The sequence below is a fragment of the Pseudomonas sp. MWU12-3088 genome (assembly GCF_023242405.1).
GTDB lineage: Bacteria > Pseudomonadota > Gammaproteobacteria > Pseudomonadales > Pseudomonadaceae > Aquipseudomonas > Aquipseudomonas kribbensis.
Genome location: NZ_JALJEA010000005.1, coordinates 202,203 through 225,801 on the forward strand (window position 1 = coordinate 202,203; position 23,599 = coordinate 225,801).

The window sequence follows — 23,599 nt, forward strand, 5'->3', positions numbered from 1 at the left end:
GAATTATACGCACCTCAGCTCCGGTTTCTCTCGCCTCATGTCCGCCATCACCACAGATCTTCCCGCCCTCGCCCAATCCATCAAGGACTGGGGCCGCGAGCTGGGCTTCCAGCAAGTCGGCATCAGCGGTCTGGACCTGGCCGAGCACGAGCAGCACCTGCAACGCTGGCTCGAGGCCGGCTACCACGGCGAAATGGATTACATGGGCGCCCACGGCAGCAAACGCTCGCACCCGGAAGAGCTGGTGCCGGGCACCTTGCGCGTGGTGTCCCTGCGCATGGACTACCTGCCGGGTGATACGCAAATGGCGCAAATGCTGGGAAAACCGGAAAAAGCCTACATCTCGCGTTATGCCTTGGGCCGCGATTATCACAAGTTGATCCGTAAACGCGTGCAACAACTCGCGGACAAGATTCAATCCGAAATCGGCCCGTTCGGCTTCCGCGCCTTCGTCGACAGCGCCCCGGTGCTGGAAAAAGCCATCGCCGAGCAGGCGGGACTGGGCTGGATCGGTAAAAACACCCTGGTACTGAACCGCAAGGCCGGCAGTTATTTCTTTCTCAGCGAACTGTTCGTCGACCTGCCGCTGCCGGTGGATGAACCCCACAGCACCGAACATTGCGGGCGCTGCACCGCGTGCCTCGACATCTGCCCGACCAACGCTTTCGTCGGCCCGTATGTGCTGGACGCGCGACGCTGCATTTCCTACCTGACCATCGAGCTGAAGAACGCCATCCCCGAAGACCTGCGACCGCTGATCGGCAACCGCGTGTTCGGCTGCGACGACTGCCAGATCTGCTGCCCGTGGAACCGCTTCGCCCGCCCGTCCGGCGAAAGCGACTTCAAGCCCCGGCACAATCTGGATAACGCCGAGCTGGCCGAACTGTTTTTGTGGGATGAAGAAAAGTTCTTGAGCAGCACCGAGGGCTCGCCTCTGCGCCGGGCCGGCTACGAGCGCTGGCTGCGTAATCTGGCAGTCGGGTTGGGAAATGCACCTTCAACGATTCCGGTGCTGGAAGCGTTGAAGGCACGACGGGATTATCCGTCGGAGCTGGTTAGAGAGCATGTCGAATGGGCCCTGCGCCAGCATGCGAAGGAAAGCAACTGAACGCTCCGTCTCAAGAGCTCTCCATACCGCTGTCCTCACCTTCGAACTGAAAAACCTGCGGCGCCACCTGAACGTCTCCGTCAACTTGAATCAGGATTTTCCTGTCCAGCCCCGTCCCTTCAAGATAGCTTTTGACTCGCTGCAGAGTGGCCTCATCCAGCGGATTACTTCGAAAGTTGTAATTGACGGGTTGAACATCGGGCAGTTCGAAGAGCTCGTCCGGAAGGCTGGTAATTTCGTTATTTCCCAAATCTGCAAATGCCAGGCTCTCGCTCTCAAACAGCCCGACCGGCACTTCAGCCAGCCCTGTATTCGACAGATAAAGACTGTCCAGACGCCGCATGAACCGGATATCAGGTGGCAGTACAAGCGGATTGTTGCTCAAGTCCAGCAACGTCAATCCTTCAATGTGGGCAAGACCTTCGACGGTTGCTTCGGAGAGCCGAATATCACAGTTGTCCAGGGTCAGGGTCATCAGTTCCCTCATTTGATAAACCTCCACGGGAAACGATTTCAGCGCCAGGCCCGACAGGGTCAGATAACGCACACCCGGGAAGCTCGAAAGAAAGGAGCTGTCGTCCAACGGGGTGGTGCTGGAGAGACTTAGCTCACGAACATGGCTGAAGTCCGCCGATAAGCGAGGCAGGCTTCCAAGGACATCCAGATCGTAATCCAGAGTCGTATGGGTGTACGGATTGGCGCTGGTAGCCTTCCGGGACCAGTTATCCTGAAGCTCTTGCGCAAAGCGCTCTCGACTTGCTCGTTGCGCATCCATTTCGGCACTTGTCAGGGCCAGACCCGTAACCGGATGCCGGGACGGCACCTGCCTGACCCAGGTCCCAAGATCCGCCACCAAAGCGAAGTATTCCGCTTCGAGCCGGGCCACCGCCCGCAAAGGATCGCCTTTCAATCGCTCGCGCCGCAAAGTTGCCCGGGCGTCGAGGGACAGGACTGGAAACAATGCTGCCAGACGCTCATCCACACTGCGCAACGATCCCGAAGGAGCATCGACGCCATCCGGCAGGTATCTCGACTCTATTGGGTGCCAGAACCGGCCCTCGGCATCCGGCACCATCTGCGGACCGGAAGCCTTGAGTTCTCTGGCGAGCGTAGCGCGAAAAAGGCCGCTCCCGGCTTCCCGAACCACTTGAACGAAATGTTCGCTGGAAACAGCCACGTACTGGCGTTGTTTGAACACTCGAATGCCCTGTGCATCAGCCTCGCCGAAGACTTTCCGGGCAGGTATCCAGTAATCCGCGATCGAAGGTCTAAAGGCAACGCTTGCCACGTTCTCGATCGAGGAAATCATCACGCTCGGCGCGCCGCCGTCTATTTGCATCGCTGCGACAGAGTCCGGCCGGGCAGAAGGCAGCTGTAGACCCAGGCGATGTGGCAAGGGGGCGTGGGGAAGATCGATCGAGAGCGCACGATGGAAACCATCGACGGCAGTTTCATTTTTTCCGCTGGAACCGGGTTTGATCTTGGGTGATTTGTCAGCCATGAACTCTCATCCTTGAGGTTGAATTGCACTGTTCACACAACTCTGCGCGATCAATGGCGGGTATGCGGGTCAGTCATTCCCACTTGGATTCTTTTTTGTCGCTAAAGAAATCAGCATACGGAAATGCCGGCAGCGCGCCGGCGTAAATATGTCTACTGCCGTTACATTAATTTCGGATTCAGGAGCAGATGCGTCTCGCGCAAAAGAGAGCCAACCTGTGACGAACGGGTTTCAAGCATCGCCTGACTGGATAATCGCGCTTTCAACGGTTGCCAGAACCGTTGAAAGCGCGACGTGATCCTCCATCAGAAAGACAGGAGCTATGTGAACGGGGCGGAACATTTACCAGGTCATGGTTCGCTGCGAATGATCCCGCTCAGCGCCCCGTCAAGCGCCTCTCACGGTGTGTCCGAACGCATGCATGGTCACCGTCCGGGTGTCGTGGTCCGCAAAGAAAAACAAGCGCGTGGCCTGGTTAAGCCTGATTTCGGTGTACCCCGTGTCATTGAAGTAACCCGGATCACGGATCTGGCGAGGGTTGGGAGACTTGAAAGGCACCATTTCATTGTAATAAGTCTTCCCCCCAAGCGCGTTGGCGGCTTCGCTCGGCGACCTGCCATGATCCTTGATGGCATCCTTGAACCGGAAGAATTTATCCCTTGAAATGTCATCAAGATCCTCAAAACCAGGAATGGCGCCTCTTCCCGCTTTCTGCCCGTCCACCCTCCCTCTGAAGCCTCGGGTCTTGTAGGTCCATGTTCCTGGCCCGGCACTCGTTCCCGGAGTGTTTCGCCCCCCCATTCCCCTGGCCATGGCCTTGGCGGCCTCGCGAGAGTCTCCACTCAACCCTGACTTGAAGGCCCCCGCCAGTTTGCTGGCGCCTTTGACCGCCGCACCGGCCAGCCCGACGCCAAGGGATGCCAGCCCAAGCCCCAGACCGATGTAACCGAGAATGTCACCCGCCACAGAATCCGGGGCCAGTTCATGTGCCACCTCGCTGGCGACGGCTGTAATGCCCGAGGCAACTCCCAGCCCCGCCACCAGAAGGCCCAGCGGCGTAGCGGCCCCCAGCGTCAGAACACTGATCGCAATCCCCAGGCCTGCCAGGGCAATCCCGGCAATCGACTCCCAGGAAACATGCCCCGTAGGGTCGACACGGTTGACCGGATCACCCAGGCAATACGCATAGGCATTCATCCCCCCTGCCCCGAACGGACTCATGCTGTCGGGTGACATGAAGCGCATCAAGGTCGGGCTGTAGGCCCGATAGCCATTGCCCAGCAGATACAGACCGGTGACGGGATCGAACTGCTCGCCATTGAAACCTGGCAGACTGAAAAAACCGCCTTCAGCCTCCCGATGCCCAAACGGGCTGTAGGCGATATCGGCAAGCCGGCCATTCTGCAGTTGTGTCAGCACGCTTTGTTGCTGATCCGTGCCGAACATCCTCACACCCGCATCCACTCCGACCTGGTGCTGTCCCAGCAACAGACCTTCGTGGCGCACGACACTGCACGAATCGCCGCCACGCACATCGTTAATGACGTGTCCACCGCGATAGTAACGCTGAGTGTCCGCGCTACCCGGCTGCGACAGCGCCATCAGCCGGTCGAAACCGTCGTACTGATAGCCCCGCACGCTCTGCCCCTGAGCATTACTGACACCGGTCAGACGCCCAAGCGTGTCGTAGGTCAATGTACGGCCCTGGTCATCCTTGATCATCCGGCCATTGGCGTCGTATTGCAGAGTGATCGGTTGCGGGTAATCAGCGTGGGAATGACTGATATCCGTGAGCTGGGTGAAATCGATCTTGCTATAGCTGAAAGTCGTCAGATTGACGCCCTGGGGGAAGCGGGTTTGCAGCGTGAGGAGGTTGTCCAGCGCATCGAAGGTGAATGTCTGTTCGACGATTTCCTTGCCGTAGGGATCCCGTGGCCGTTGCGTGCCCTCACAGGTGTAATGACTCAGTCGCCCACGCACGTCATAGGTAAAGCGCTCATCGCGCAGTACTTTAGTCCCGCGCTTCAAGACTTTCTGCGCCAGCTTGCCGGAGGGGGTGTAACTCGAGGTCAGCGTCTGACTTGCCTGACCCTCGACTTCAAACCGGCGGGTCGTTTCACGCCCGATATCGTCGTAGCTCAGATGCGTCTTCATGCGCAGGGCGGTCGATGTATCCCGGGCATCGATCAGCGCCAGCAAGCCCGCGGTGTCATAGGTGTATTCGAACCGCAAGCGGCCCTGGGTGAAAGCGGATTTGCGCCCCCAACTGTCATATTCAGACTTGTGTTCGTTGCCAAGTCCATCGATGAAAGTCAACGGCCGCCCACCCAGCGACCAAGTGTGGGATGTTGTCTGGCGATGTTCACCGTACACGGTCGTTTCGGACTTCAAGCGCCCGGAAGGATAGTAGGCGAAACGATGCTCGCGCCCCTGCTCAATGCAGGTTTCAGGCTTGCCATGCAAGGCGTCGTAGGTGAAGCGCGCAAGCAATCCGTCAGCCTTGCGCTCAGCCAGCCTGTTCACTCCCTGCGACCAGGTGAATTCGATTTTTTTACCGTCAGCCCCCATTTGCCATCCGGCCTGGCTGGAGCCCGACACATACCCCGCTGTGAATGTGCGCCCGCCTACCGTACTTTCAGTCAGGCGATTCAGCCCGTCGAATACCTGTCGGCCCAACTCCAGAGTGTCGACCTTGATCCTTACCGGCAATATTTCGGCGCTGTGATCGGCATATTCAGTCTCGACCGCATGCCCGTCCGGCAATTCGCTGCGAACCAATCGATCAAAGACGTCGTAGTGGTAGAGCGTCTTGTTGCCTTCCTGATCGGTCTGGCTGCGGGTTCTGCCGTAACCGTCATACTCAAGGACCGACTTGCCCAGACTCTCCCCTTTCCGATCGAGCATCTCGATACTTTTCGGCTTGCCGAAAGCGTTGAAGACCGAGACCGTCTTGCCCATTCCCTCCTGCCAGAGGGTTTCCCGGAGAGCGACCGGATCGAATTCGCGATGCTCTACGCGCCCGTCAGCATGACGCGTCTGTTTCACTTGCCCCCAACTGTCATAGACCAGTCGAGTAATGGCCGGGCGGGCAATGCCATCCCACCAGTCTGTGCGGGTCTGTTCCACCAGATGCCCCGCCTTGTCGTGAAGTGCGGAGTACACCGTGCGCATAAGGTTTTCTTGCGACGCTCCCTCATCGGGGTTGTCGCAATCAAGCTCCTTGATGCCGATCACGCGCCCCAAACCGTCATGAGTGACCGTTTGCACACCTCCCGCCGGATCCGTGACGGTCACTGTCGCGGGCGAAGTGCTGTTTGCCTCCTGATAAACCCAGGTCGTCGAAGCAGCATGGGCAGCGCCCGGGGAGAGCGTTTTGCGCACGCATCGACCAATGGCGTCGTACTCATAGTCGATCCGGCCACCGTCCTTGTCGGTCTCCGACAAGGTCAATCCGCTGTATGACGACAGGACTTGCGTCGTGCTTTGCGAAGTACCATCGAAACCGTGAACAGTGTGGGTCAGATGAAGGCGAGCACCTTCCAGCCGAGAGGAAAACGCCGTTCGGGTGGTGCGACCGTTCCGGGTACTGCGCTGCTCTTGCAATGCACCATGTCGGAGCCGGTCCGCCGGTGTATCGAAATAGCTGTGCTCGACTTTTGAACGAAGAACCTCCGTGTCTTTCACCTTTTCGAAAAACTGCTCTTCGATGAGCACGACGCTGGCCAGCGTCGAGCCTTGCAATGTCGGGTGCAAGGCATGGCGAAAACGGGTGCAGGTCGAGGCCCCGCCGCCGGGTGCGGCGGTGACCGTCCTTTGCTTCTCGAAACGGACAAAGCCGAGCGGATCCACCGGGCAGTCCGGCGACTCGACCGCCGGATAGAACTCGGACTGCGTGGTGACACCGTCGGGCCCCACATGTCTGAGCAGGTTGCCCACCGCATCGAACTCGGTGATCGTCGTCTCCTCGCGTTGCTTTTTGCCGAGACGGTTTTCGAACTTCAGTCTCTGGACCCGGGGCAGACGAAAATGTGCCGGTTGTTCGTTGAAAGACTTTCCTGTTGCGAGGTGATACTCGGTGAACTGCGAAGTGACCGCCTCCCCGCACGTCGTCACCTGCGCAACCAGCAAATGGAATTTGTTGTACGTCCGTTTGATGTGACTGTGCACCTTGCCATCAACCACCAGGCGCTCCTCGGACGCATACTGGTAACTCCAGGGTGCCGAGTAAAGCGGGTCACCGTCGTCGGATGGCTCCACCGACAGACCATGCCCAAGGAAATTACGGTCCGAAAACGTGAAGGTTCTGCTCGTTTTCGGCTGGCCGTGACCCGGATAAATATCATGGGCCATGACATGAGGCAGCGTCGCCGTCGCACCGACGTCGCTGGCGGGCAGCAGATGCCCCTGCTCCTTGTAGCGAATGATTTCGACGGCCCCCAGCGGTGTCACGACCCGTTTCAGGTAACCGACTTCATCGATGAGCGAATATTCGAGATCCCAGCCCCGGCCCTCTGGCAAACCGATCTCCACGACCCGGTCGTTGCTATCGAGCTTCATTGTGAAGTCAGCCGTGGATGCCGTATCCGGGTTCTGGCTCAACGTAACCAGGGTGCCCTTGCGGGAGATTTTCAGCAGCGTCCGCTGGTCATCCCTGACTTCGATCAGCTCCGGGTATTGATTGACTACTTTGTACAGCAGTGTGATGCCTGCGCCGTTGGCCGCGATGATCCGCGTCGGGACCGCGACCAGACTGCCCCCCTGCACCGTCAACTCCTCCCGGTGTCCGTCCTTGTAACGAACATCAAAACGTCCGGCACCGGTTTTCACGACCCTGACGCTTTCCAGCTTCATTTCCCTGAACCGGAGACCCGCGACCGTTTCGACGGCCTTGTAACGCTCACCGCTGAACAGGGTCATCATCTTGCTGCGCGTGTCGTAACGGGTGGTAGCCAGCGACCAGCCCAGCCCGAATCCGGTGTTTCGGGTATCGAGCGGGTTGAACCCCAGGGCGAGCCCGAACGAAGGGCCGTTGAGATCCGCAGATCGAACAGCCCCCAAAGACAAGGAACAGGTATACAAGCCTGTCCGAGGATCAACACCGCCCGTTACAAACTCACCAAAATTGAATGCATTGGAATGCACTGAGCCCGGAGATTTGTTCTCCATATATAAATTCCTTATTCACCACACAAGAACCAACCCACTCGATGAACTTCGAAGTTCAAACCGACCGCGTTGAAACCGAACAAAATAAGCTCGCAACAATCTGCTAAAAAATCGCCGCTCAAACCAACTTGAATGCACGTGCGGAAAAATCCGGCTTTATACGAATCCAGTGCGCCGTACCGAACTCATCGAATACTGTCAGTTCAAAAACCTGATCCCGAACCGGCTGACTCTGATAGTCGGGAGAGAGATAGCTCAATACCGTCAGATTACCCGGCTGCTGATTGACTGGCGTCCCGACATACCCTTTCGGGCCGCGAATGGTCGCACTGGCACCATAGACCGGCGCCATGTAGCCGCAATAAGTTCTTCCCCCCGGGTGGGAATCATCAATGTTTCTGGAAGCAAAGAACAACGTCGCGTATTCGTCATCCTTTTGTACTTGCGTGCTGGTCCAGTCCAGAAGATGAATGGAACGACGGTCAGCATAAAGACCCAGGCAGTATCGATGAACCGCGTCGAAACGATCAATGACGCTTTCACTGACCTTTTCCAGGGAAAAGTGGCTCACTGGATACTTGACTGGCGATATCGCCTCCAGCGTCACGCTGCTATCGCCCACCAGTTGCCCGTTGCTTCGAATCACTTCATCGCCCAAGGTGATTTCGGCGGCGATTTGCAGTGAGCCCGGCTTGGTGCTGGTGACCCAGAACTCATAGACCTGAACGGGTTCGGCAGGGTCGGTAATGCAGTTATGCGCAGCCGGTACCAGTGGAGTGGCCCGGGCGATGCCGCCTGCCATGTCATGGGCGTAGCGATTTTCCCGGGTCTCGACGTTCCAGTCCCCCGAGAGCGGCCGCGCGCCGTTGTAGGAGATCAGGCGAAGGGTCTGCATGGCCGGATGCCCGTGCAGAGACACTTCGTTGGCCTGGGCATCGCCACCCGAAATCAAGACCAGTAGCCGTACTTGCATCCGACCGTTGGCGTAGAGTTGCTTATGACGAAGTGTGGGTGCCGAATCAAATTTGACTTCGAGCCTCTGAATACTGACGACTTCTTCAAACATCAATAACTTCCTGTATAAATATTCAATTGACCCCTTTTCAGACAATTCAGGGCACGATCAAATATTAAACACATCACAAAAGTCTACAACAGCAGCAATAGCTGACAACATGTAAGCAGAGCACCCGAAGGCACCAACCTGAAACACAAACTATAAAACCTGCCCTCTGAAATATAAAAATCACAACAAAAAAAATCCCACTCCCTTCAAAGCCAAAAAGACAAAGAAAAAAGTGGGCCATCTATTTTTTACAACCAGACTCATTGCAAGACAACGGCTGCTCAGTATTTATCAGGTGTCGGACTCGACCCCGCTATCAGAACTGTCGCTTGATTCGGAAGAATCAGCGACATCAAGACCGTCCTCATCCGAGCGAATCTGCACTTTACGATCAAGACTGGCATTTTCCAGATAGTGGGTGATTCGCTCCCTCGCCACCACGCCGAGCGGGTTGTCCCTCAAATCCAGGTAAAGATTCTGCGTATCCGGAATGTCGAACAACTCTTCGCCGATGATGGAAATATCGTTCTCTCGCAAATCCACGCGAGTCAGTGCTGGCAACCGCTCCATCCCGGACGGAAGCTCGTCGATCGCACAATCGCGCAGAAACAACTCTCGCAACCCCTGCATGAACCCCACAGGCGGGGCAATGCCCAAAGGGTTTTCCCTCAAATCCAGCAACGTGAGGGTTTCGATCCGGGACAGGCCCTCGGTACTGCTCTCGGAAAGTCGAAGTGAATTTCCGTTCAATATCAGGTGCTGCAAATCCCGCATCCGGAAGATCGCCGGAGAAAATTCCTCCATTCGCACAGACTCCAGAATCAGGTAGCGAACGTTGGGAAAACTGTCTAAAAACCGACCCAACGATACATCGATATTGCGCGCGGTCAGCACCAGCTCTGTCACCCATTCAAACCGGGCGGACAAGTGTGGCAATTCCCCGGAGAAATCGATGAACGTCGAAAAGCTGTGATCGGCAGAACCCTGGCCCGACACCGACTCGCGCCGCCAGATCGATAGAAGCTCCTGACTGAATTTTTCACGCTTCTGTCGTTGGCTGGCGAGGGCTTCAGCACTCAATCCGGACTCAGTGCCGGGATGAGTTGAGCGCGCACTCCCTAGCCAGTCCTTCAGTTCTTCACGCAACGCTACAGACTCTTTTTCCAGTCGTACAAGAACGGAGTGCGGATCACTGTGTAAACGATCTCCGATGAAAGCACTCACTTCGTCGTCCACAAGCCCGGGATAAAGCGCTCGCACTCGGCGCTCGACAGATGCTAGCGAAATCAGGCGGCCTGAGAGTGCCGAGGACGGTCCCGACGCGAAGGTTTCAACATCGGCTTCGTCCACACTCGTAATCTTATGCGCCCCGTTGCTGTCTTTCGGGTGCCAGTAACGGCGGTGCTGATCAGGCAACAGTAACGGCCCGGAAGGAACAAGCTCACTTGCCAGCATTGCTCGCCAGTCTCCTGTAACGGGATCCCTGGCAACCTGGACAAAATGCCCGTCGGTCAATTCGATGTACCGGCGCTGCTTGATGATTCTGAATCCCTGAGCATCGGCTGCGGGCAGTGCTGCTGCAGCGCTGATCCAGAAATCGGCCAACGCCAGAGGCATCGGTGCGGTTGCAGATACCCGGGATACAGATTCGGAAACAATCATGCTGTGCTCGACAACAGACGACGGGGGCCCATCCTGCCTGCCTGAATGGCCAGGGTCCGTTGTCACAGGTGGCAATGCAGCGCGACGTGACACACCTGGCACGTCGACACCCGCTCGCGGCGGTGTTTCATGACCTGGAGTACGGGGAGTCGGTGGTTTCGGGGTGGGTGCAGGACCAAAACCCTTTGGCGGCTTTTTTAGCATCAACTCTCATCCTTGAGCGAAATTGAGTCAGCCCCTTTACGGTAAGGAACTGACGGACAATAGTGTCCCTGCCGAAATGCCGGCAGGGATCATCGATATCGCAGCTTACTGACTTACTCTTTTACAGTGAGCTTATATATCTACTGCCCTGATGCAGTTTTACCCCCGCTCAAGAATGAACAAACCTTCCGCGGCATCGGTTCGAATGGCCAGTTTGTGTTCAGACCCGTATTGATCAATTGCGGAAAAATGAAACGCCTCATCCACCGTATACTTGGCGTAGTTGTACGCATACTCGGAAATGGCCTGCACAATAGTCAACTCACCGTGACGATCGTTGACCCGTACAAGATACTCCTGACTCACCTCTGAAGAGACACTGGCAGGCCCTGAAAATATGACGTCTAAAAAAGTGTTGTCATTGACAGGCAACTTTACCGTGACATCATCCTGATCAGGGCTTGCCAGAATACCTTGCAGATAATTGGTCGCAGGTGCTCCCAGCCAGTTACCGTGAGCAAAAACCAAGTTACCTGTACCTCGCGACGCCACCCAGTCCACCAGTTTTATTTGCTGCCCCTGATGATTGAGTCCGAGGTAGTAATTGGAGATCCGGTTACCTGGCGCTTCATTCCCGCGCCGTACGCTTTTCAAGTGAAACTGATCAAGCGAGTAGCTGACCGGCAATAGCGCATCCAGCGTGATACTGCTGTCCTGACGAGCGAGCAGACCAGTACCGTTGCTTTGAATAACGTTTCCGTTGAGTAAAACACGCGCTGCGATCTGTGTGGAACCGACTCCCGCCGAAGAAACCCAGAAGGTGCGCACATGACGATGGGCATGGTATTGCGACTCATCGCCCGATGCGTCCATCAAATCTGCAGAGACAGGAGCCTCCTGCGTATACCGTCCCTGTTCGGCACTGGCTTTCCAGCCGTCCCGCAATGTCCGCCCGGTATTGTAATGAATAAGTTCTACTGTATTCAGTACGTCAGCCGGTATAGAAACAGGTTGACCGTTCTCATCGAAACCGGAGACCAGCACCTGCACTTTAACTTGCACACGCCCGTTGCCAAACAACACCTTGCTTCGCGTTGCCCCACCTGAATCGAACTTCACCTTCAATTCAATACTATCCAGAGAAGCCGAATTGATCGAGCGCTCTGCAGATAGTTCATTAAACTCACTCATTCTTTCACTCCTGTGACTGATATCAGTTCCGATGCACCCGCACTTTATTGGGCGGAGCCGGATATCAATATCACGTCATTCAAAAGTGAACTTGAAATCAAGTGTAAGAAGCTGTAGCCAGTTCTCAATGCTCGTCGTTATAAACGAACTTCGGCATTTCCCAATGAAAGCGAATCGCCAACAACCGCAGCAGAAAGCCACCGAACAGGGTGATCAGAATGGCCTGTTCACTCGGCACATTCAGATACAGACAAAGCATGTAACACCACGCCGCAGCGAACGAGACGCTGGCGTACAACTCACGGCGGAAGATCAGCGGGATGTCGTTGCAGAAGATGTCGCGCAGGATGCCGCCGAACACCCCGGTGATCACGCCGCTGACCGACGCCACCAGCATGCCGTGGCCCATTTCCAGCGCGGTCATGCAGCCGATCAGGGTGAACGCCACCAGACCGACCGCATCGAGCACCAGAAACAGCGAGCGCAGATGGCGCATCCAGCGGGCGGTGAACACAGTGATCATCGCTGCGACCGTGGTCAGCACCAGGTATTCCGGGTGTTTGACCCAGGTCAGCGGATAGTGCCCGAGCAGCACGTCGCGCACCGAACCGCCGCCCAATGCCGTGACGCAGGCAATCAGCACCACGCCGAACCAGTCCATGCCGCGACGGCCCGCAGACAGGGCGCCGGTCATGGCTTCGGCAGTAATGGCGACGAGGTAGAGCATCAGCAACATGGTGGCGATCCTGGCAGGAAGGCGCGCAGTCTAGCCATTTCAGGGCGGCACCAGAAGTGCGTTTTGCTGAACGTCTGTGACGAGGGGATCAGGCTGCTGCGCAGACAGGCGGGAGCAAGCTCCCTCGCCACAAAGGTCGCCGATCTCAGAACTTGATGAAATGCTTGCGGTAGTGCTGCAGCTCGGCGATGGACTCGCGGATGTCATCCAGCGCCAGGTGAGTGCTGCCCTTCTTGAAGCTGTCGCGCACGTCCGGCGCCCAGCGCGCGGCCAGCTCCTTGAGGGTGGAAACGTCGAGGTTGCGGTAGTGGAAATAGCTTTCCAGCGACTTCATGTGGGTATAAAGGAAGCGGCGATCCTGGCAGATGCTGTTGCCACAGATCGGCGACTTGCCCTTCGGCACCCACTGCTCGAGGAAAGCGATGGTTTCGGCTTCAGCTTCGGCCATGCTCACGCGGCTTTCGCGAACACGCTGGGTCAGCCCGGAGTTGCCGTGGGTGCGAGTGTTCCACTCGTCCATGCGGGCGAGGACTTCGTCGCTGTGATGGATGGCGATCACCGGGCCTTCGGCCAGGGTGTTCAGGTCACTGTCGGTGACGATGGTGGCCATTTCGATGATGACGTCGTTTTCCGGATCCAGACCGGTCATTTCCAGGTCGATCCAGATCAGGTTCTGCGGGTTTTGCATATTTCGGCTCCTAGGCAATGCTGCGCAGTTTAGCCTAGGGCGATGCCCGGGCGTGCTAAACTCGCGGCCGTTTTACCTAATCGCTGCATTCTTCAGACGGAACACCCATGGCCAAACGCCAACTCAATCGTCGTCAAAACTGGCGCATCGAAAAGATTCAGGGCGAGCGCGCCGCCCGCGCCGCCAAACGCGAGTCCTCGGCTGTCGAGGCGCTCGAAGGCGGCGACCTGGGCCCTGAACAGCACGGCCTGGTGATCGCCCACTTCGGTGTGCAGGTCGAGGTCGAGGCCGTTGACGGCGAACTGGCCGGCCAGGTCTTCCGTTGCCACTTGCGGGCCAACCTGCCTGCTCTGGTGACCGGTGACCGGGTGGTCTGGCGCGCCGGCAACCAGGGTATCGGTGTGATCGTCGCGCAACTGCCGCGCACCACCGAGCTGTGCCGCCCGGACAGCCGAGGCCAGCTCAAACCGGTGGCCGCCAACGTCGACATGATCGTCATCGTCTTCGCCCCGCTGCCCGAGCCCCATGCGAACCTGATCGACCGCTATCTGGTCGCAGCCGAGCACGCCGGCATCCGCCCCTTGCTGCTGCTGAACAAATACGACCTGATCGACGAACAGAACGCCCCGGCGCTGAACGCACTTCTAGCGGTGTATCGCACCCTGGGTTATCCAGTGCTGGAAGTATCGGCGCACCACGGCAACGGCATGGAGCAATTGCAAACGCTGCTCGACGGACGCATCAGCGTGTTCGTCGGTCAGTCCGGTGTCGGCAAGTCGTCGCTGGTCAACAGCCTGCTGCCGGACGTCGAAACCCGTGTCGGCCCGCTGTCCGAATGGTCCGGCCAGGGCACTCACACCACGACCACTGCGCGACTGTTCCACTTCCCCGGTGGCGGTGAACTGATCGACTCCCCGGGCATCCGCGAATTCGGCCTGGGCCACGTCAGCCGTGCCGATGTCGAAGCCGGTTTCATCGAGTTCGACGACCTGCTCGGCACCTGCCGCTTCCGCGACTGCAAGCACGATCGCGAACCGGGATGCGCCTTGCTCAAGGCCCTTGAAGACGGACGCATCCAGCAACAGCGGATGAACAGCTACCGCTCGATCATCGCCAGCCTTCCCGAAAACGGCTACTAAATAGCCAGACACAAAAAAGCCGCGATCATCTCGCGGCTTTTTTGTGGGTCACTGCTTCGGCGCGGGAGCCGGTGCAGGGGCCGGTGCAGCAGGCGCCGGGGCTGGCGCTGCGCTACCCGGCTCGGCCGGTTTCGGCAGCGGGTCGTCGAACAGGTTCAGCCGTTCGCGCAACTCGTGGGCCGGCACTGGCTGCTGATCCGCCGGCAAGGCGTTCGGGTCGACCGGTTTGGCCGGATCGGCGCCGTTCTGCCCTTCGGCCGGTTTTGCCGGCTCAGCGCCTTGCGAACCTTCGATGGCGGCCTGGGCCTTCTTGGTCAGCACCACGATGTCGATACGGCGGTTGACCGGGTTGAACGGGTTCTCCTTGTCGAACAGTGCCGACGAGGCGTAACCCACCACACGAGCCACTTGGCCGTCCGGATAGCTGCCCGCCACCAGCGCACGCCGGGCGGCGTTGGCACGGTTGGCCGAAAGCTCCCAGTTACCGAAGTCGCCGGTGCCGGTGTACGGCTTGGCATCGGTGTGACCGCTGATGCTGATCTTGTTCGGCACCGCTTTGATGGTGTCGGCCATGGCCAGCAGGATGTCTTCGAAGTACGGTTTCAGGCGTGCGGAACCTGAGTCGAACATCGGCCGGTTCTCGGCGTCCATGATCTGGATGCGCAAGCCGTTCGGCGTGATCTCGAACAGGATCTGGTCCTTGAACTTCTGCAGTTGCGGATTCTCGTCGACCTTGTTCTGCAGTTCCTGCAGCAACAGTTCCAGACGTTCTTTCTCGACCTGCTCGGCCATGCCTTCAACCTGATCGGTGTCGACCGTGACCTTGTCCGGTTGCGGCTGAGACTTCACTTCAGGGTTGAGGGTGTTTTCCGGCGCCAGGGTCGGCGTACCGCCCAGGTCGATGATGTAAGGCGTGCCGCTCTCGGAGAAGCCGACCGGGTCCTTGAAGTAGCCGGCAATGGCGATCTTCTGTTCCGGCGTTGCGGTGGACAGCAGCCACAACACCAGGAAGAACGCCATCATCGCCGTCGCGAAGTCGGCGAAGGCGATCTTCCACGCCCCGCCGTGATGCCCGCCACCGTAGCGCTTGACGCGCTTGATGATTATCGGCTGGTTATTTTCCATGACTTAGCGACCGCGAACCGCTTGTTCCAGCTCGGCGAAGCTAGGACGGTGAGCCGGGTACAGAACCTTGCGCCCGAATTCCACGGCCAGCGACGGCGGCATGCCGGAAGCCGAAGCCACCAGCGAAGCCTTGATGGCTTCATAGACGTTGAGCTCTTCCTTGGCATCGTGGGCCAGGGAGTGCGCCAGCGGGCCGAAGAAGCCGTAGGCCGCCAAAATACCGAAGAAGGTACCGACCAGTGCCGCACCCACGTGCAGACCGATGGACTTCTGATCGCCCTCGCCCAGGGACGCCATGGTCACCACGATACCCAGTACCGCCGCGACGATACCGAAACCGGGCATACCGTCGGCAATGCCGTTGACCGCGTGGGAAGGGTGTTCCAGTTCTTCCTTGAGGCTGTACAACTCCATGTCGAACAGGCCTTCGAGTTCGTGCGGCGCCATGTTGCCGGACGACATGATGCGCAGGTAATCGCAGATGAACGCGGTCATGCGTTCGTCTTTCAGCACCGCCGGGTACTTGGCGAAGATCGGGCTCGCAGCGGCATCTTCGATGTCGCCTTCGATGGCCATCATGCCTTCACGGCGGCTCTTGTTGAGGATTTCGTAGATCAGGCCGAGCACTTCCAGATAGAACGTGTGGCTGAAACGCGAGCTGAACATGCCCAGGGATTTCTTGAGCACGTGCATGGTCATGTAGCCGGGGTTGGCCTGGAGGAATGCTCCGAGTGCCGCACCGCCGATGATCATCACCTCGAAGGGCTGGATCAGGGCGGCAATCTTGCCGTGGGAGAGCACGTATCCGCCGAGCACGCTCGCGAATACGACGATGATGCCGATAATTTTAGCCATAGGTAGAAAGTACTTACTTAAGTCGGGTTCAAGGTCATATTCGGAAGTTAAAAAATCTCTTCTTCTACTTATCGGCAAAACTGCGCCAGACTATAGCCAGTTCAGGCGAAAAGCCAATTTAGCCCGTGCCGGGCGCGTCTACAGCAGATCAAGATCCCGTCCAGACATGGCTAATGAAACGAACGTCCCACACGCAAGACCGACCACACTCGATGGCTGGGTGAAGCTGCTCGACGGCGTGCGCCTGCCGGTGCCGCAAGAGGCCCACGACAAGGTCTGCCGGGCGATCCGCGACAATCGCAGCTCGTTGCGCGACATTGCCGACCTGATGCAGGACAGCCCGGCGCTGGCCCTGAGCATCATCCGCGAAGCCAACCGCCATACCCAGGGCAGCCTGACGGAGCCGGCGGAAAACCTTGAGGTGGCGATCAATCGTCTTGGCCTCGCCCGCACCGAAGAACTGCTGGCACGCCTGCCCGCCGAACCTCAGGCGCAAATTCCCCAGGCCCTGCGCCAGATTCAGATGATCAGCCAGCACGCCACGCAACAGGCCAACGGTTTTTTTGCCAGTCGCCTGGCGCGGCTGTGGCAGGACATTCATTGGGGCAGCCTGCTGTTTCTTTCGCCGCTGTGGCCGTTGGCGCTGACCTTTCCCAAACTGCTCGAAGAGTGGGAAGTACGAGTCATCCACAAGGGCGAATCGGCCCGCGACGTGGAAAAACAAATGTTCGGCGTGCGCCTGCTGAAGATCGGTGCGGCACTGGTCGAAGCCTGGCGCCTGCCGATCTGGGTGCAGCAGGGGTATCGATTGCTGCTCACCGAGCAACGCGAACTGGTCAAGGTCCTGCGCATCGCACGCGACGTCGATCATCCGTTGCGCCAACAGAACCGTCTCGATGACGATCCGACCTTGCGCAACTGGCTCAATCAGCCAGCCAATACCGTGCTGCTGGCCAATGGTCTGGCGCTGTCGGCGCAACAGGCCTGGGACAGTCCGCACAGCGAGCGCTGGCAGTACCTGACCAGCCTCTATCTGCAAATCCCGATGGACGAAGTGCAGCAACAGCTGCACCAGCAGGCCGCCAACAGTGCGCGCCGGCATTCAATGCCGGATCTGTGGCACCCGGCGGTTTCGCTGCTGTGGCCATGGGACAACCGCCGTTTGCCTGCCGGCATGTTGCCCGCCGCCGCGCCGAGTACCGAAGACCTGGCCAAATGGCGCCGGCAATGCGCCGAACTGCTGGCCGAACCGAGCCGTTTCACCAACGCCATGCACCTGACCATTGCCGCCCGCGACGCGCTGGTGGCCAGCGGCATGCGCCGGGTGATGATCCTGATGGCCGACCGCACCCAGTCCAGTCTGCGTGTGCATCAGATTTCCGGCTTGCCGAAGGAAGCCGCTGCGCTCAATTTCGTCGTCAGCCAAAGCACGGTGCTGCAACGCTTGCTCGCGCAACAGGCACAGGTGCGGATCACTCCGGAGAACAACGCCCAGTTTTCCGCCCTGCTGCCACCGTCCCTGCGTACGCTGTTTCGTGGCGAACATCTGTTTCTGCGCTCGCTGGTCCATAACGGCCGGGTGATCATGATTGTGGTCGCCGACCAGGGTGGCGGACCGTTCGCCGACATCACCGTGCAAGCCTTCGGCAAAACCGCGCAGTGCATCGAGAAAGCCCTGCACAGCTTTAGCCAGCGCGGCCAATGACAGCTACAATCCTTCCCCTTTGTGCTCTGGAGACCTCACATGTCTGACTTCTCTGGCCTGGCGCTGGTGATCGAGCCGAGCGACCTGCTCCCGCGACTCGACGCCCGCAACCTGATTCTGGTGGATCTGACCAGCGCCGCCCGCTATGCCGAGGGTCATATTCCCGGCGCACGCTTCGTCGATCCGAAGCGCACCCAGCTGGGCCAGGCACCGGCTCCGGGCCTGTTGCCGACAAAAGAAAAACTCGAGGAACTGTTCGGTGAACTGGGCCACAACAAGGACGCGGTCTACGTGGTCTATGACGACGAAGGCGGCGGTTGGGCCGGACGCTTCATCTGGTTGCTCGACGTGATCGGTCACGACAAGTACCACTATCTCGACGGCGGCCTGCCGGCGTGGCTGGCGGAAGGTTCGCCGATGTCGATCCAGGTCCCTCCTGCGGTCGGCGGCCCGGTGGCCCTGACCCTGCACGACGAACCGACCGCCACTCGTGAATACCTGCAAAGCCGCCTCGGTGCCGCCGACCTGGCGATCTGGGATGCTCGCGGTCCATTGGAATATTCCGGCGAGAAAGTGCTGGCAGCCAAAGGTGGACACATCCCCGGCGCAGTCAATTTCGAATGGACGGCTGGCATGGATCAGGCGCGCCAGTTGCGCATCCGTACCGACATGCCGCGGATCCTCGAAAACCTCGGGATCACCAAGGACAAAGAAATCATCACTCACTGCCAGACCCATCACCGGTCCGGTTTCACTTATCTGGTGGCCAAGGCTCTCGGTTATCCGCGGGTCAAGGGCTACGCCGGTTCCTGGGGCGAATGGGGCAACCACCCCGACACCCCCGTCGAGCTTTAAGGATTTTTAAGGACAGTCATGAAAGAGCGTTTGTTTATCATCAGCCAGTACCTGCTGCCTCACCACTTGCTGTCGCGTCTGGCCGGCTGCATCGCCGAGTGCCGCGTGCGCTGGTTCAAGAATGCCTTCACCACCTGGTTCGCCAAGCGTTATCAGGTGGACATGTCCCAGGCGCTGGTTGAAGACGTGACCGCTTACGAGCACTTCAACGCCTTCTTCACCCGCGCGCTGAAAGACGGCGCACGTCCACTGGATCAGACGCCTGGCGCAATCCTCAGCCCGGCCGACGGCGCGATCAGCCAGCTCGGCCCGATCGAGCACGGTCGCATCTTCCAGGCCAAGGGCCACAGCTTCAGCGTGCTGGAACTGCTGGGTGGCGATGCAGCCAATGCCGCGCCGTTCATGGGCGGCGAGTTCGCCACCGTTTACCTGTCGCCGAAGGATTACCACCGCGTACACATGCCGCTGGCCGGCACCCTGCGCGAAATGGTCTACATCCCGGGCCGGATCTTCTCGGTCAACCAGACCACCGCGGAAAACGTCCCTGAGCTGTTCGCCCGCAACGAACGTGTAGCGTGCATCTTCGACACCGAGCGCGGGCCGATGGCCGTGGTGCTGGTGGGCGCGATGATCGTGGCATCGATCGAAACCGTGTGGGCCGGTCTGGTCACGCCACCGAAGCGCGAGCTGAAAACCTTCCGCTACGACGAAGCCGCCCGCGCGCCGATTCATCTGGAAAAAGGTGCGGAACTGGGTCGTTTCAAGCTGGGTTCGACCGCGATCGTGCTGTTCGGGCCGGATCAGGTGAAGTGGGTTGAAGAACTGAAAGCCGGCTCGCCGGTACAGATGGGTCAGGCCCTGGCACTGTCGAACGCCTGAACCTGCTGATCCGCCCCTGCGCACGTCTGCGAAGGGGCGGACACGACCTGAACGGCGCCGTTACTCTATCTGCCCACGGAAGCCGATCGGCCCTTCGTTGGCGTAGGTATTGGTGCCGCTGAGGTTTTTCCCGCCGTCACTCGAGGTGACATTCAACGCGATAACGTTCTGGTTATCCCGACCGCCGATCACCCATTTGCCACCTGGATGCCATGGAGCATCGTTGCCGCCCCACTGGTTCTCGACGTTGTACTGGTTCTGGCCAGTGCGCTGAGCCTTGAAGCCAATAGGGCCTTCGCCGGCGTAGGTCATGGTGCCATTGAAGGTTTTGCCGCCGTCGCCGGACTTGATGTCGATGGCGACGACTTTCTGGTTGTCCCGCGCGCCCAGAACCCAGGTTCCACCCGGATGCCAGGGTGCCGAACTACCGCCCCATTGGTTTGCCACTGCGTATTTAGACATGAACCTCATCTCCTTGAAGTTTTTCAGAGACCTGCCCGACGTTGGCGGCAAGCCATGCAACCGTGCGTTTCCGATCGCACGCCAGAGAGCCTAGTAGCGCCTGCCGAAATGGCACCAAGCCAGCAGACCAACGGTAAAAAAGCCCGACAAGCGCCTGCGAAACGGACCACAACTGCTAGAGTTTTGGCATTGCCCTATTCGCCGCCGGAGCTGGTCACGGCATGAGTGAGCCTCGATTCCAACCGCAACTGAGCGCACCGACGCCAACGCAGTTGCGCCTGTCTTTCTGTGAGGCGACCCCGCGCGATCTCAAGCGCTGGATCGCCGGCCTGCCCAAGGCCAACATCGGCGAAACCGCACGTCAGCTCTATCAGGGCCTCGGCGAACTCAATCAATTGCTGACGCCCAGCGACAATCGCCTGCATCTGCTGGAGCTGTTGCGGCCCGAGGTGTACTTCGTCTGCCAGCACCTTGAGCGACACTTTCTGCATCAGGCGATCATGCTCGACGAGCGCTCGCGCAAGATCAGCAACCTCTGTCAGGCCCTGCAAAGCCAGCTGGCCATCGGCTACAAACAGATCGTTCTGCGCATCGCCCCCAAATACTCAAAAGACCGGGCCGCCCTGCTGAGCGAGGCGCTGCAACGCGCCGTTCATGCACTGAAAGGGCAACTGGTGCGCGCCACGCAGTTGTACAGCCCGGCGCCGGAGCAGCTGTGGTTTGAGCTGCACCAGTTGTTTCGCTGTGCCTGCGACTTGCAGTTGCAACACCGTCGGGTCCGTGACGATCTGGCCAGCCTCGCCGGTGAATTGAGCGTCGAACAGACCTATATCGCCGCTCTGCTGCTGGGCAGCGCCCGCTGCAATCAGTTGCGCCAGAACCCGATCGCCCAACTCGCGCAGGTGCTTGAACCCTGGAGCGTCTGGCTGAAACTGCATCCCGGCACCTCAGGCGAAGGGCTGTTCGCGATTTCTGCGGAGATCGACGCCGGTCCGCGCTATCGCAGCAAATTTCGCAGCGAACAACAGCCGGGACTGCTCGGCTTCGATCCGCAACCGCTGGTGAATGCCATCGAGGCTCACCTGCTGCATCAGCACACGTCGACGCCGCTGCCGGTGCCGGCCGGCCTGACCCTCGACACCCTGCAACACCTGCACGCCACCTGGGGCGAGGCCGCCGAACGCAGCTTTCAGCGCACCGTTGGCCAGGGCAACCTGACCGTGTGCGTCGGCATGAGCGCTCTGCACTTCTATCTCGGCGGTGAACGCACATTCAGCGAATTGCTCAGACATCCCGGTTCACGCGCCGCAAACTTCAGCCGCGCAGTGGTCCAAGGCGAAAAGGACAGCTGGATCCAGGCCTTCGACGCCGCTCCGCAAAGCAAAACTGACGAATTCCTGCCCTACGAAGAAATCCGCTACGAACCGCTGGCGGACGACGAAGGCGACGCCGACAGCCCGCCGCATTACCCGACGTATGCCTTGCCGGTCATCAATCACAGTCCCGGGGGTTACTGCCTGGCGTGGCCAAAAGAAGTGCCTGCCGAATTGCAGACCGGGGAAATGGTCGGCATCCAGGACACCACGAATCAGGGCTGGAGCATTGCCGTGGTGCGCTGGATCCGTCAGGTGCGGGGCGCCGGGACACAAATGGGCATCGAACTGGTAGCGCCATACGCCCAGCCCTGCGGCCTGCAGCTGGTGCGCACACGGGACGATCACAGCCATTACCTGCGAGGTTTGCTGTTGCCGGAAATCAGCGCCATCGACTTGCCCGCAACGCTATTGGCGCCGCGACTGCCGTTTCAGGAGGGCAACAAAGTGCTGATCAACACCCAGGGCGAAGAGCACCGCGCCGGACTGGATCGGCGGGTGGCGAGCACACACAGTTTCAATCAGTTTGCCTATCGTTCGCTGGAAGCCGCACAGAATGGCGGGAGCGAGGAGGATTTCGACTCGTTGTGGAAATCCCTTTGAACAAGGATCGCAGCCCAAGGCTGCGATCCTGAGCGAGGGTTCAGAGCTGCCCGTCGCGATCCCGGAAGCCCAGCAGGTACAGCACGCCATCCAGCCCCAGGGTGGAAATGGCCTGCTTCGCCGACTGTTTGACCAGCGGCTTGGCGCGGAACGCCACGCCCAGACCGGCAATCGCCAGCATCGGCAGATCGTTTGCGCCGTCGCCCACGGCAATGGTCTGTTCCAGGCGCAAACCTTCTTTTTCAGCCAGTTGCTTCAGCAGATCGGCCTTGCGCTGGGCATCGACGATCGGCCCGATCGCAACGCCAGTGCACTTGCCGTCGACCACTTCCAGCTCGTTGGCGAACACATAGTCAATGCCGAGCTTGGCCTGCAATTGCTTGGCGAAGTAAGTGAAGCCGCCGGACAGGATCGCGGTCTTGTAGCCTAGGCGCTTGAGTTCGGCGAACAGGGTTTCGGCGCCTTCGGTCAGGCGCAGGGAAGCGCCGATCGAATCCAGCACGCTGACATCCAGGCCCTTGAGCAGCGCCAGACGCTCCTTGAAGCTCGCGCGGAAATCCAGCTCGCCGGCCATCGCCCGCTCGGTGATTTCCGAAACCTGGTCGCCGACGCCGGCGGCCTTGGCCAGCTCGTCGATGACTTCGGCTTCGATCAGGGTCGAGTCCATGTCGAACACCGCCAGGCGACGGTTGCGACGGAACAGCGAATCTTCCTGGAAGGCGATGTCGACGTTCAGTTCCTGGGCCACGCTGAGGAACTCGGCGCGCAGGGCCTGCGGATCGGCCGCTTCGCCACGAACGGAGAACTCGATGCAGCCCTTGCCCTTGTCGGCCGGAGTGTCCAGCGGCATGCGACCCGACAGACGGTCGATGTGGTCGATGTTCAGGCCATATTTGGCGGTGATCGAACTCACGGCCTGCAACTGGCCGGCGGTGACCTTGCGGGTCAGCAGGGTAACGATGTGGCGCTTCTTGCCCTGATTGCCCACCCATTGCTGGTAATCCTCTTCGGACACCGGGGTGAAACGCACCTGCTGGTCGAGCTCATAGCCCTTGAACAGGATGTCCTTGAGCACCGACTTGCCTTGCTCGGAGTCGGGGATTTCCACGAGGATGCCGAACGACAGCATGTCGTGAATCACCGCCTGACCGATGTCGAGGATATTCACACCACCCTGGGCCAGAACGCCGGTAATGGCCGCAGTCAGACCCGGACGGTCGACTCCCGTGATGTTAATCAGGACGATTTCGCGCAACGCGCACCCCCGCAACTGGAAAAAAA

The 23,599-nt window shown here is 59.2% G+C and carries 17 protein-coding genes; 6 read left to right on the forward strand and 11 right to left on the reverse strand.

The genetic code is table 11. The features are described from left to right. The first annotated feature begins 37 nt into the window (after nt 1–37). Nucleotides 38–1,108, forward strand: a complete 1,071-nt coding sequence (gene queG, locus M5B98_RS14725; protein ID WP_248743078.1) for a tRNA epoxyqueuosine(34) reductase QueG — start codon at nt 38–40, stop codon at nt 1,106–1,108. 10 nt (nt 1,109–1,118) lie between these two features. Here queG and M5B98_RS14730 read toward each other — a convergent pair whose 3' ends face one another. From M5B98_RS14730 to orn, 7 genes are all read right to left on the reverse strand, one after another. Next, a complete protein-coding gene (locus tag M5B98_RS14730; protein WP_248743079.1) occupies nt 1,119–2,609 on the reverse strand; it encodes a leucine-rich repeat domain-containing protein in 1,491 nt (496 codons plus the stop codon). Between the two features lie 387 nt (nt 2,610–2,996). After that, the gene (locus M5B98_RS14735) at nt 2,997–7,775 is read right to left on the reverse strand and encodes an RHS repeat-associated core domain-containing protein (RefSeq protein WP_248743080.1); all 4,779 of its coding nucleotides are present in this window, start codon (nt 7,773–7,775) and stop codon (nt 2,997–2,999) included. Between the two features lie 118 nt (nt 7,776–7,893). Continuing rightward, nucleotides 7,894–8,841, reverse strand: coding sequence for a hypothetical protein (locus M5B98_RS14740; RefSeq protein WP_248743081.1), 948 nt, complete (start codon nt 8,839–8,841; stop codon nt 7,894–7,896). Between the two features lie 291 nt (nt 8,842–9,132). Next, the gene (locus M5B98_RS14745; protein ID WP_248743082.1) at nt 9,133–10,503 is read right to left on the reverse strand and encodes a leucine-rich repeat domain-containing protein; all 1,371 of its coding nucleotides are present in this window, start codon (nt 10,501–10,503) and stop codon (nt 9,133–9,135) included. Nucleotides 10,504–10,866: 363 nt separating this feature from the next. Then, nucleotides 10,867–11,898, reverse strand: coding sequence for a hypothetical protein (locus tag M5B98_RS14750; RefSeq protein ID WP_248743083.1), 1,032 nt, complete (start codon nt 11,896–11,898; stop codon nt 10,867–10,869). A gap of 124 nt (nt 11,899–12,022) precedes the next feature. Beyond that, a complete protein-coding gene (locus M5B98_RS14755) occupies nt 12,023–12,634 on the reverse strand; it encodes a trimeric intracellular cation channel family protein (RefSeq protein WP_064379088.1) in 612 nt (203 codons plus the stop codon). 145 nt (nt 12,635–12,779) lie between these two features. After that, nucleotides 12,780–13,322 carry an oligoribonuclease gene (orn, locus tag M5B98_RS14760; RefSeq protein ID WP_085608493.1) on the reverse strand — a complete coding sequence of 181 codons (543 nt, stop codon included), beginning with the start codon at nt 13,320–13,322 and terminating at the stop codon, nt 12,780–12,782. A gap of 107 nt (nt 13,323–13,429) precedes the next feature. On the opposite strand from orn, the gene rsgA reads away from it, so the two are divergent. Then, entirely contained in the window at nt 13,430–14,461 is a 1,032-nt protein-coding gene (rsgA, locus tag M5B98_RS14765; protein ID WP_248743084.1) for a small ribosomal subunit biogenesis GTPase RsgA, read from the forward strand. Nucleotides 14,462–14,509: 48 nt separating this feature from the next. On the opposite strand, the gene motB is transcribed toward rsgA, so the two are convergent. Beyond that, nucleotides 14,510–15,586 carry a flagellar motor protein MotB gene (gene motB / locus M5B98_RS14770; protein WP_134825284.1) on the reverse strand — a complete coding sequence of 359 codons (1,077 nt, stop codon included), beginning with the start codon at nt 15,584–15,586 and terminating at the stop codon, nt 14,510–14,512. Between the two features lie 3 nt (nt 15,587–15,589). After that, the gene (motA, locus tag M5B98_RS14775) at nt 15,590–16,441 is read right to left on the reverse strand and encodes a flagellar motor stator protein MotA (RefSeq protein ID WP_114881205.1); all 852 of its coding nucleotides are present in this window, start codon (nt 16,439–16,441) and stop codon (nt 15,590–15,592) included. A gap of 166 nt (nt 16,442–16,607) precedes the next feature. Between motA and M5B98_RS14780 the strand changes: the two genes are divergently transcribed. From M5B98_RS14780 to asd, 3 genes are read left to right on the forward strand one after another with little or no spacing between them, the layout of a single operon-like run. Beyond that, nucleotides 16,608–18,146 carry an HDOD domain-containing protein gene (locus M5B98_RS14780; RefSeq protein ID WP_248743085.1) on the forward strand — a complete coding sequence of 513 codons (1,539 nt, stop codon included), beginning with the start codon at nt 16,608–16,610 and terminating at the stop codon, nt 18,144–18,146. A gap of 39 nt (nt 18,147–18,185) precedes the next feature. Continuing rightward, nucleotides 18,186–19,001, forward strand: a complete 816-nt coding sequence (gene rhdA, locus M5B98_RS14785) for a thiosulfate sulfurtransferase (protein ID WP_248743086.1) — start codon at nt 18,186–18,188, stop codon at nt 18,999–19,001. A gap of 18 nt (nt 19,002–19,019) precedes the next feature. Continuing rightward, the gene (gene asd, locus M5B98_RS14790) at nt 19,020–19,880 is read left to right on the forward strand and encodes an archaetidylserine decarboxylase (protein WP_065258758.1); all 861 of its coding nucleotides are present in this window, start codon (nt 19,020–19,022) and stop codon (nt 19,878–19,880) included. A 60-nt stretch (nt 19,881–19,940) separates the two neighbouring features. On the opposite strand, the gene M5B98_RS14795 is transcribed toward asd, so the two are convergent. Next, entirely contained in the window at nt 19,941–20,342 is a 402-nt protein-coding gene (locus M5B98_RS14795; protein ID WP_085711146.1) for a lectin OAA, read from the reverse strand. Between the two features lie 221 nt (nt 20,343–20,563). On the opposite strand from M5B98_RS14795, the gene M5B98_RS14800 reads away from it, so the two are divergent. After that, nucleotides 20,564–22,318 (forward strand): molecular chaperone, encoded by a 1,755-nt coding sequence (locus M5B98_RS14800; RefSeq protein ID WP_248743087.1) that lies wholly within the window; start codon nt 20,564–20,566, stop codon nt 22,316–22,318. A gap of 40 nt (nt 22,319–22,358) precedes the next feature. Here M5B98_RS14800 and serB read toward each other — a convergent pair whose 3' ends face one another. Further along, complete coding sequence (gene serB, locus M5B98_RS14805) at nt 22,359–23,573, reverse strand: phosphoserine phosphatase SerB (RefSeq protein ID WP_248743088.1); 1,215 nt, start codon at nt 23,571–23,573, stop codon at nt 22,359–22,361. Nucleotides 23,574–23,599: the final 26 nt, after the last annotated feature.

Excerpts from the sequence above, each read along its gene's own strand:
- rsgA (WP_248743084.1), top strand. The coding sequence starts at position 13,430 with ATGGCCAAACGCCAACTCAATCGTCGTCAAAACTGGCGCATCGAAAAG.
- M5B98_RS14745 (WP_248743082.1), bottom strand. The coding sequence starts at position 10,503 with ATGATTGTTTCCGAATCTGTATCCCGGGTATCTGCAACCGCACCGATG.
- queG (WP_248743078.1), top strand. The coding sequence starts at position 38 with ATGTCCGCCATCACCACAGATCTTCCCGCCCTCGCCCAATCCATCAAG.
- M5B98_RS14730 (WP_248743079.1), bottom strand. The coding sequence starts at position 2,609 with ATGGCTGACAAATCACCCAAGATCAAACCCGGTTCCAGCGGAAAAAAT.
- rhdA (WP_248743086.1), top strand. The coding sequence starts at position 18,186 with ATGTCTGACTTCTCTGGCCTGGCGCTGGTGATCGAGCCGAGCGACCTG.
- asd (WP_065258758.1), top strand. The coding sequence starts at position 19,020 with ATGAAAGAGCGTTTGTTTATCATCAGCCAGTACCTGCTGCCTCACCAC.
- motB (WP_134825284.1), bottom strand. The coding sequence starts at position 15,586 with ATGGAAAATAACCAGCCGATAATCATCAAGCGCGTCAAGCGCTACGGT.
- M5B98_RS14795 (WP_085711146.1), bottom strand. The coding sequence starts at position 20,342 with ATGTCTAAATACGCAGTGGCAAACCAATGGGGCGGTAGTTCGGCACCC.
- M5B98_RS14780 (WP_248743085.1), top strand. The coding sequence starts at position 16,608 with ATGGCTAATGAAACGAACGTCCCACACGCAAGACCGACCACACTCGAT.
- M5B98_RS14740 (WP_248743081.1), bottom strand. The coding sequence starts at position 8,841 with ATGTTTGAAGAAGTCGTCAGTATTCAGAGGCTCGAAGTCAAATTTGAT.
- motA (WP_114881205.1), bottom strand. The coding sequence starts at position 16,441 with ATGGCTAAAATTATCGGCATCATCGTCGTATTCGCGAGCGTGCTCGGC.
- M5B98_RS14800 (WP_248743087.1), top strand. The coding sequence starts at position 20,564 with ATGAGTGAGCCTCGATTCCAACCGCAACTGAGCGCACCGACGCCAACG.
- M5B98_RS14735 (WP_248743080.1), bottom strand. The coding sequence starts at position 7,775 with ATGGAGAACAAATCTCCGGGCTCAGTGCATTCCAATGCATTCAATTTT.
- orn (WP_085608493.1), bottom strand. The coding sequence starts at position 13,322 with ATGCAAAACCCGCAGAACCTGATCTGGATCGACCTGGAAATGACCGGT.
- M5B98_RS14755 (WP_064379088.1), bottom strand. The coding sequence starts at position 12,634 with ATGTTGCTGATGCTCTACCTCGTCGCCATTACTGCCGAAGCCATGACC.
- M5B98_RS14750 (WP_248743083.1), bottom strand. The coding sequence starts at position 11,898 with ATGAGTGAGTTTAATGAACTATCTGCAGAGCGCTCGATCAATTCGGCT.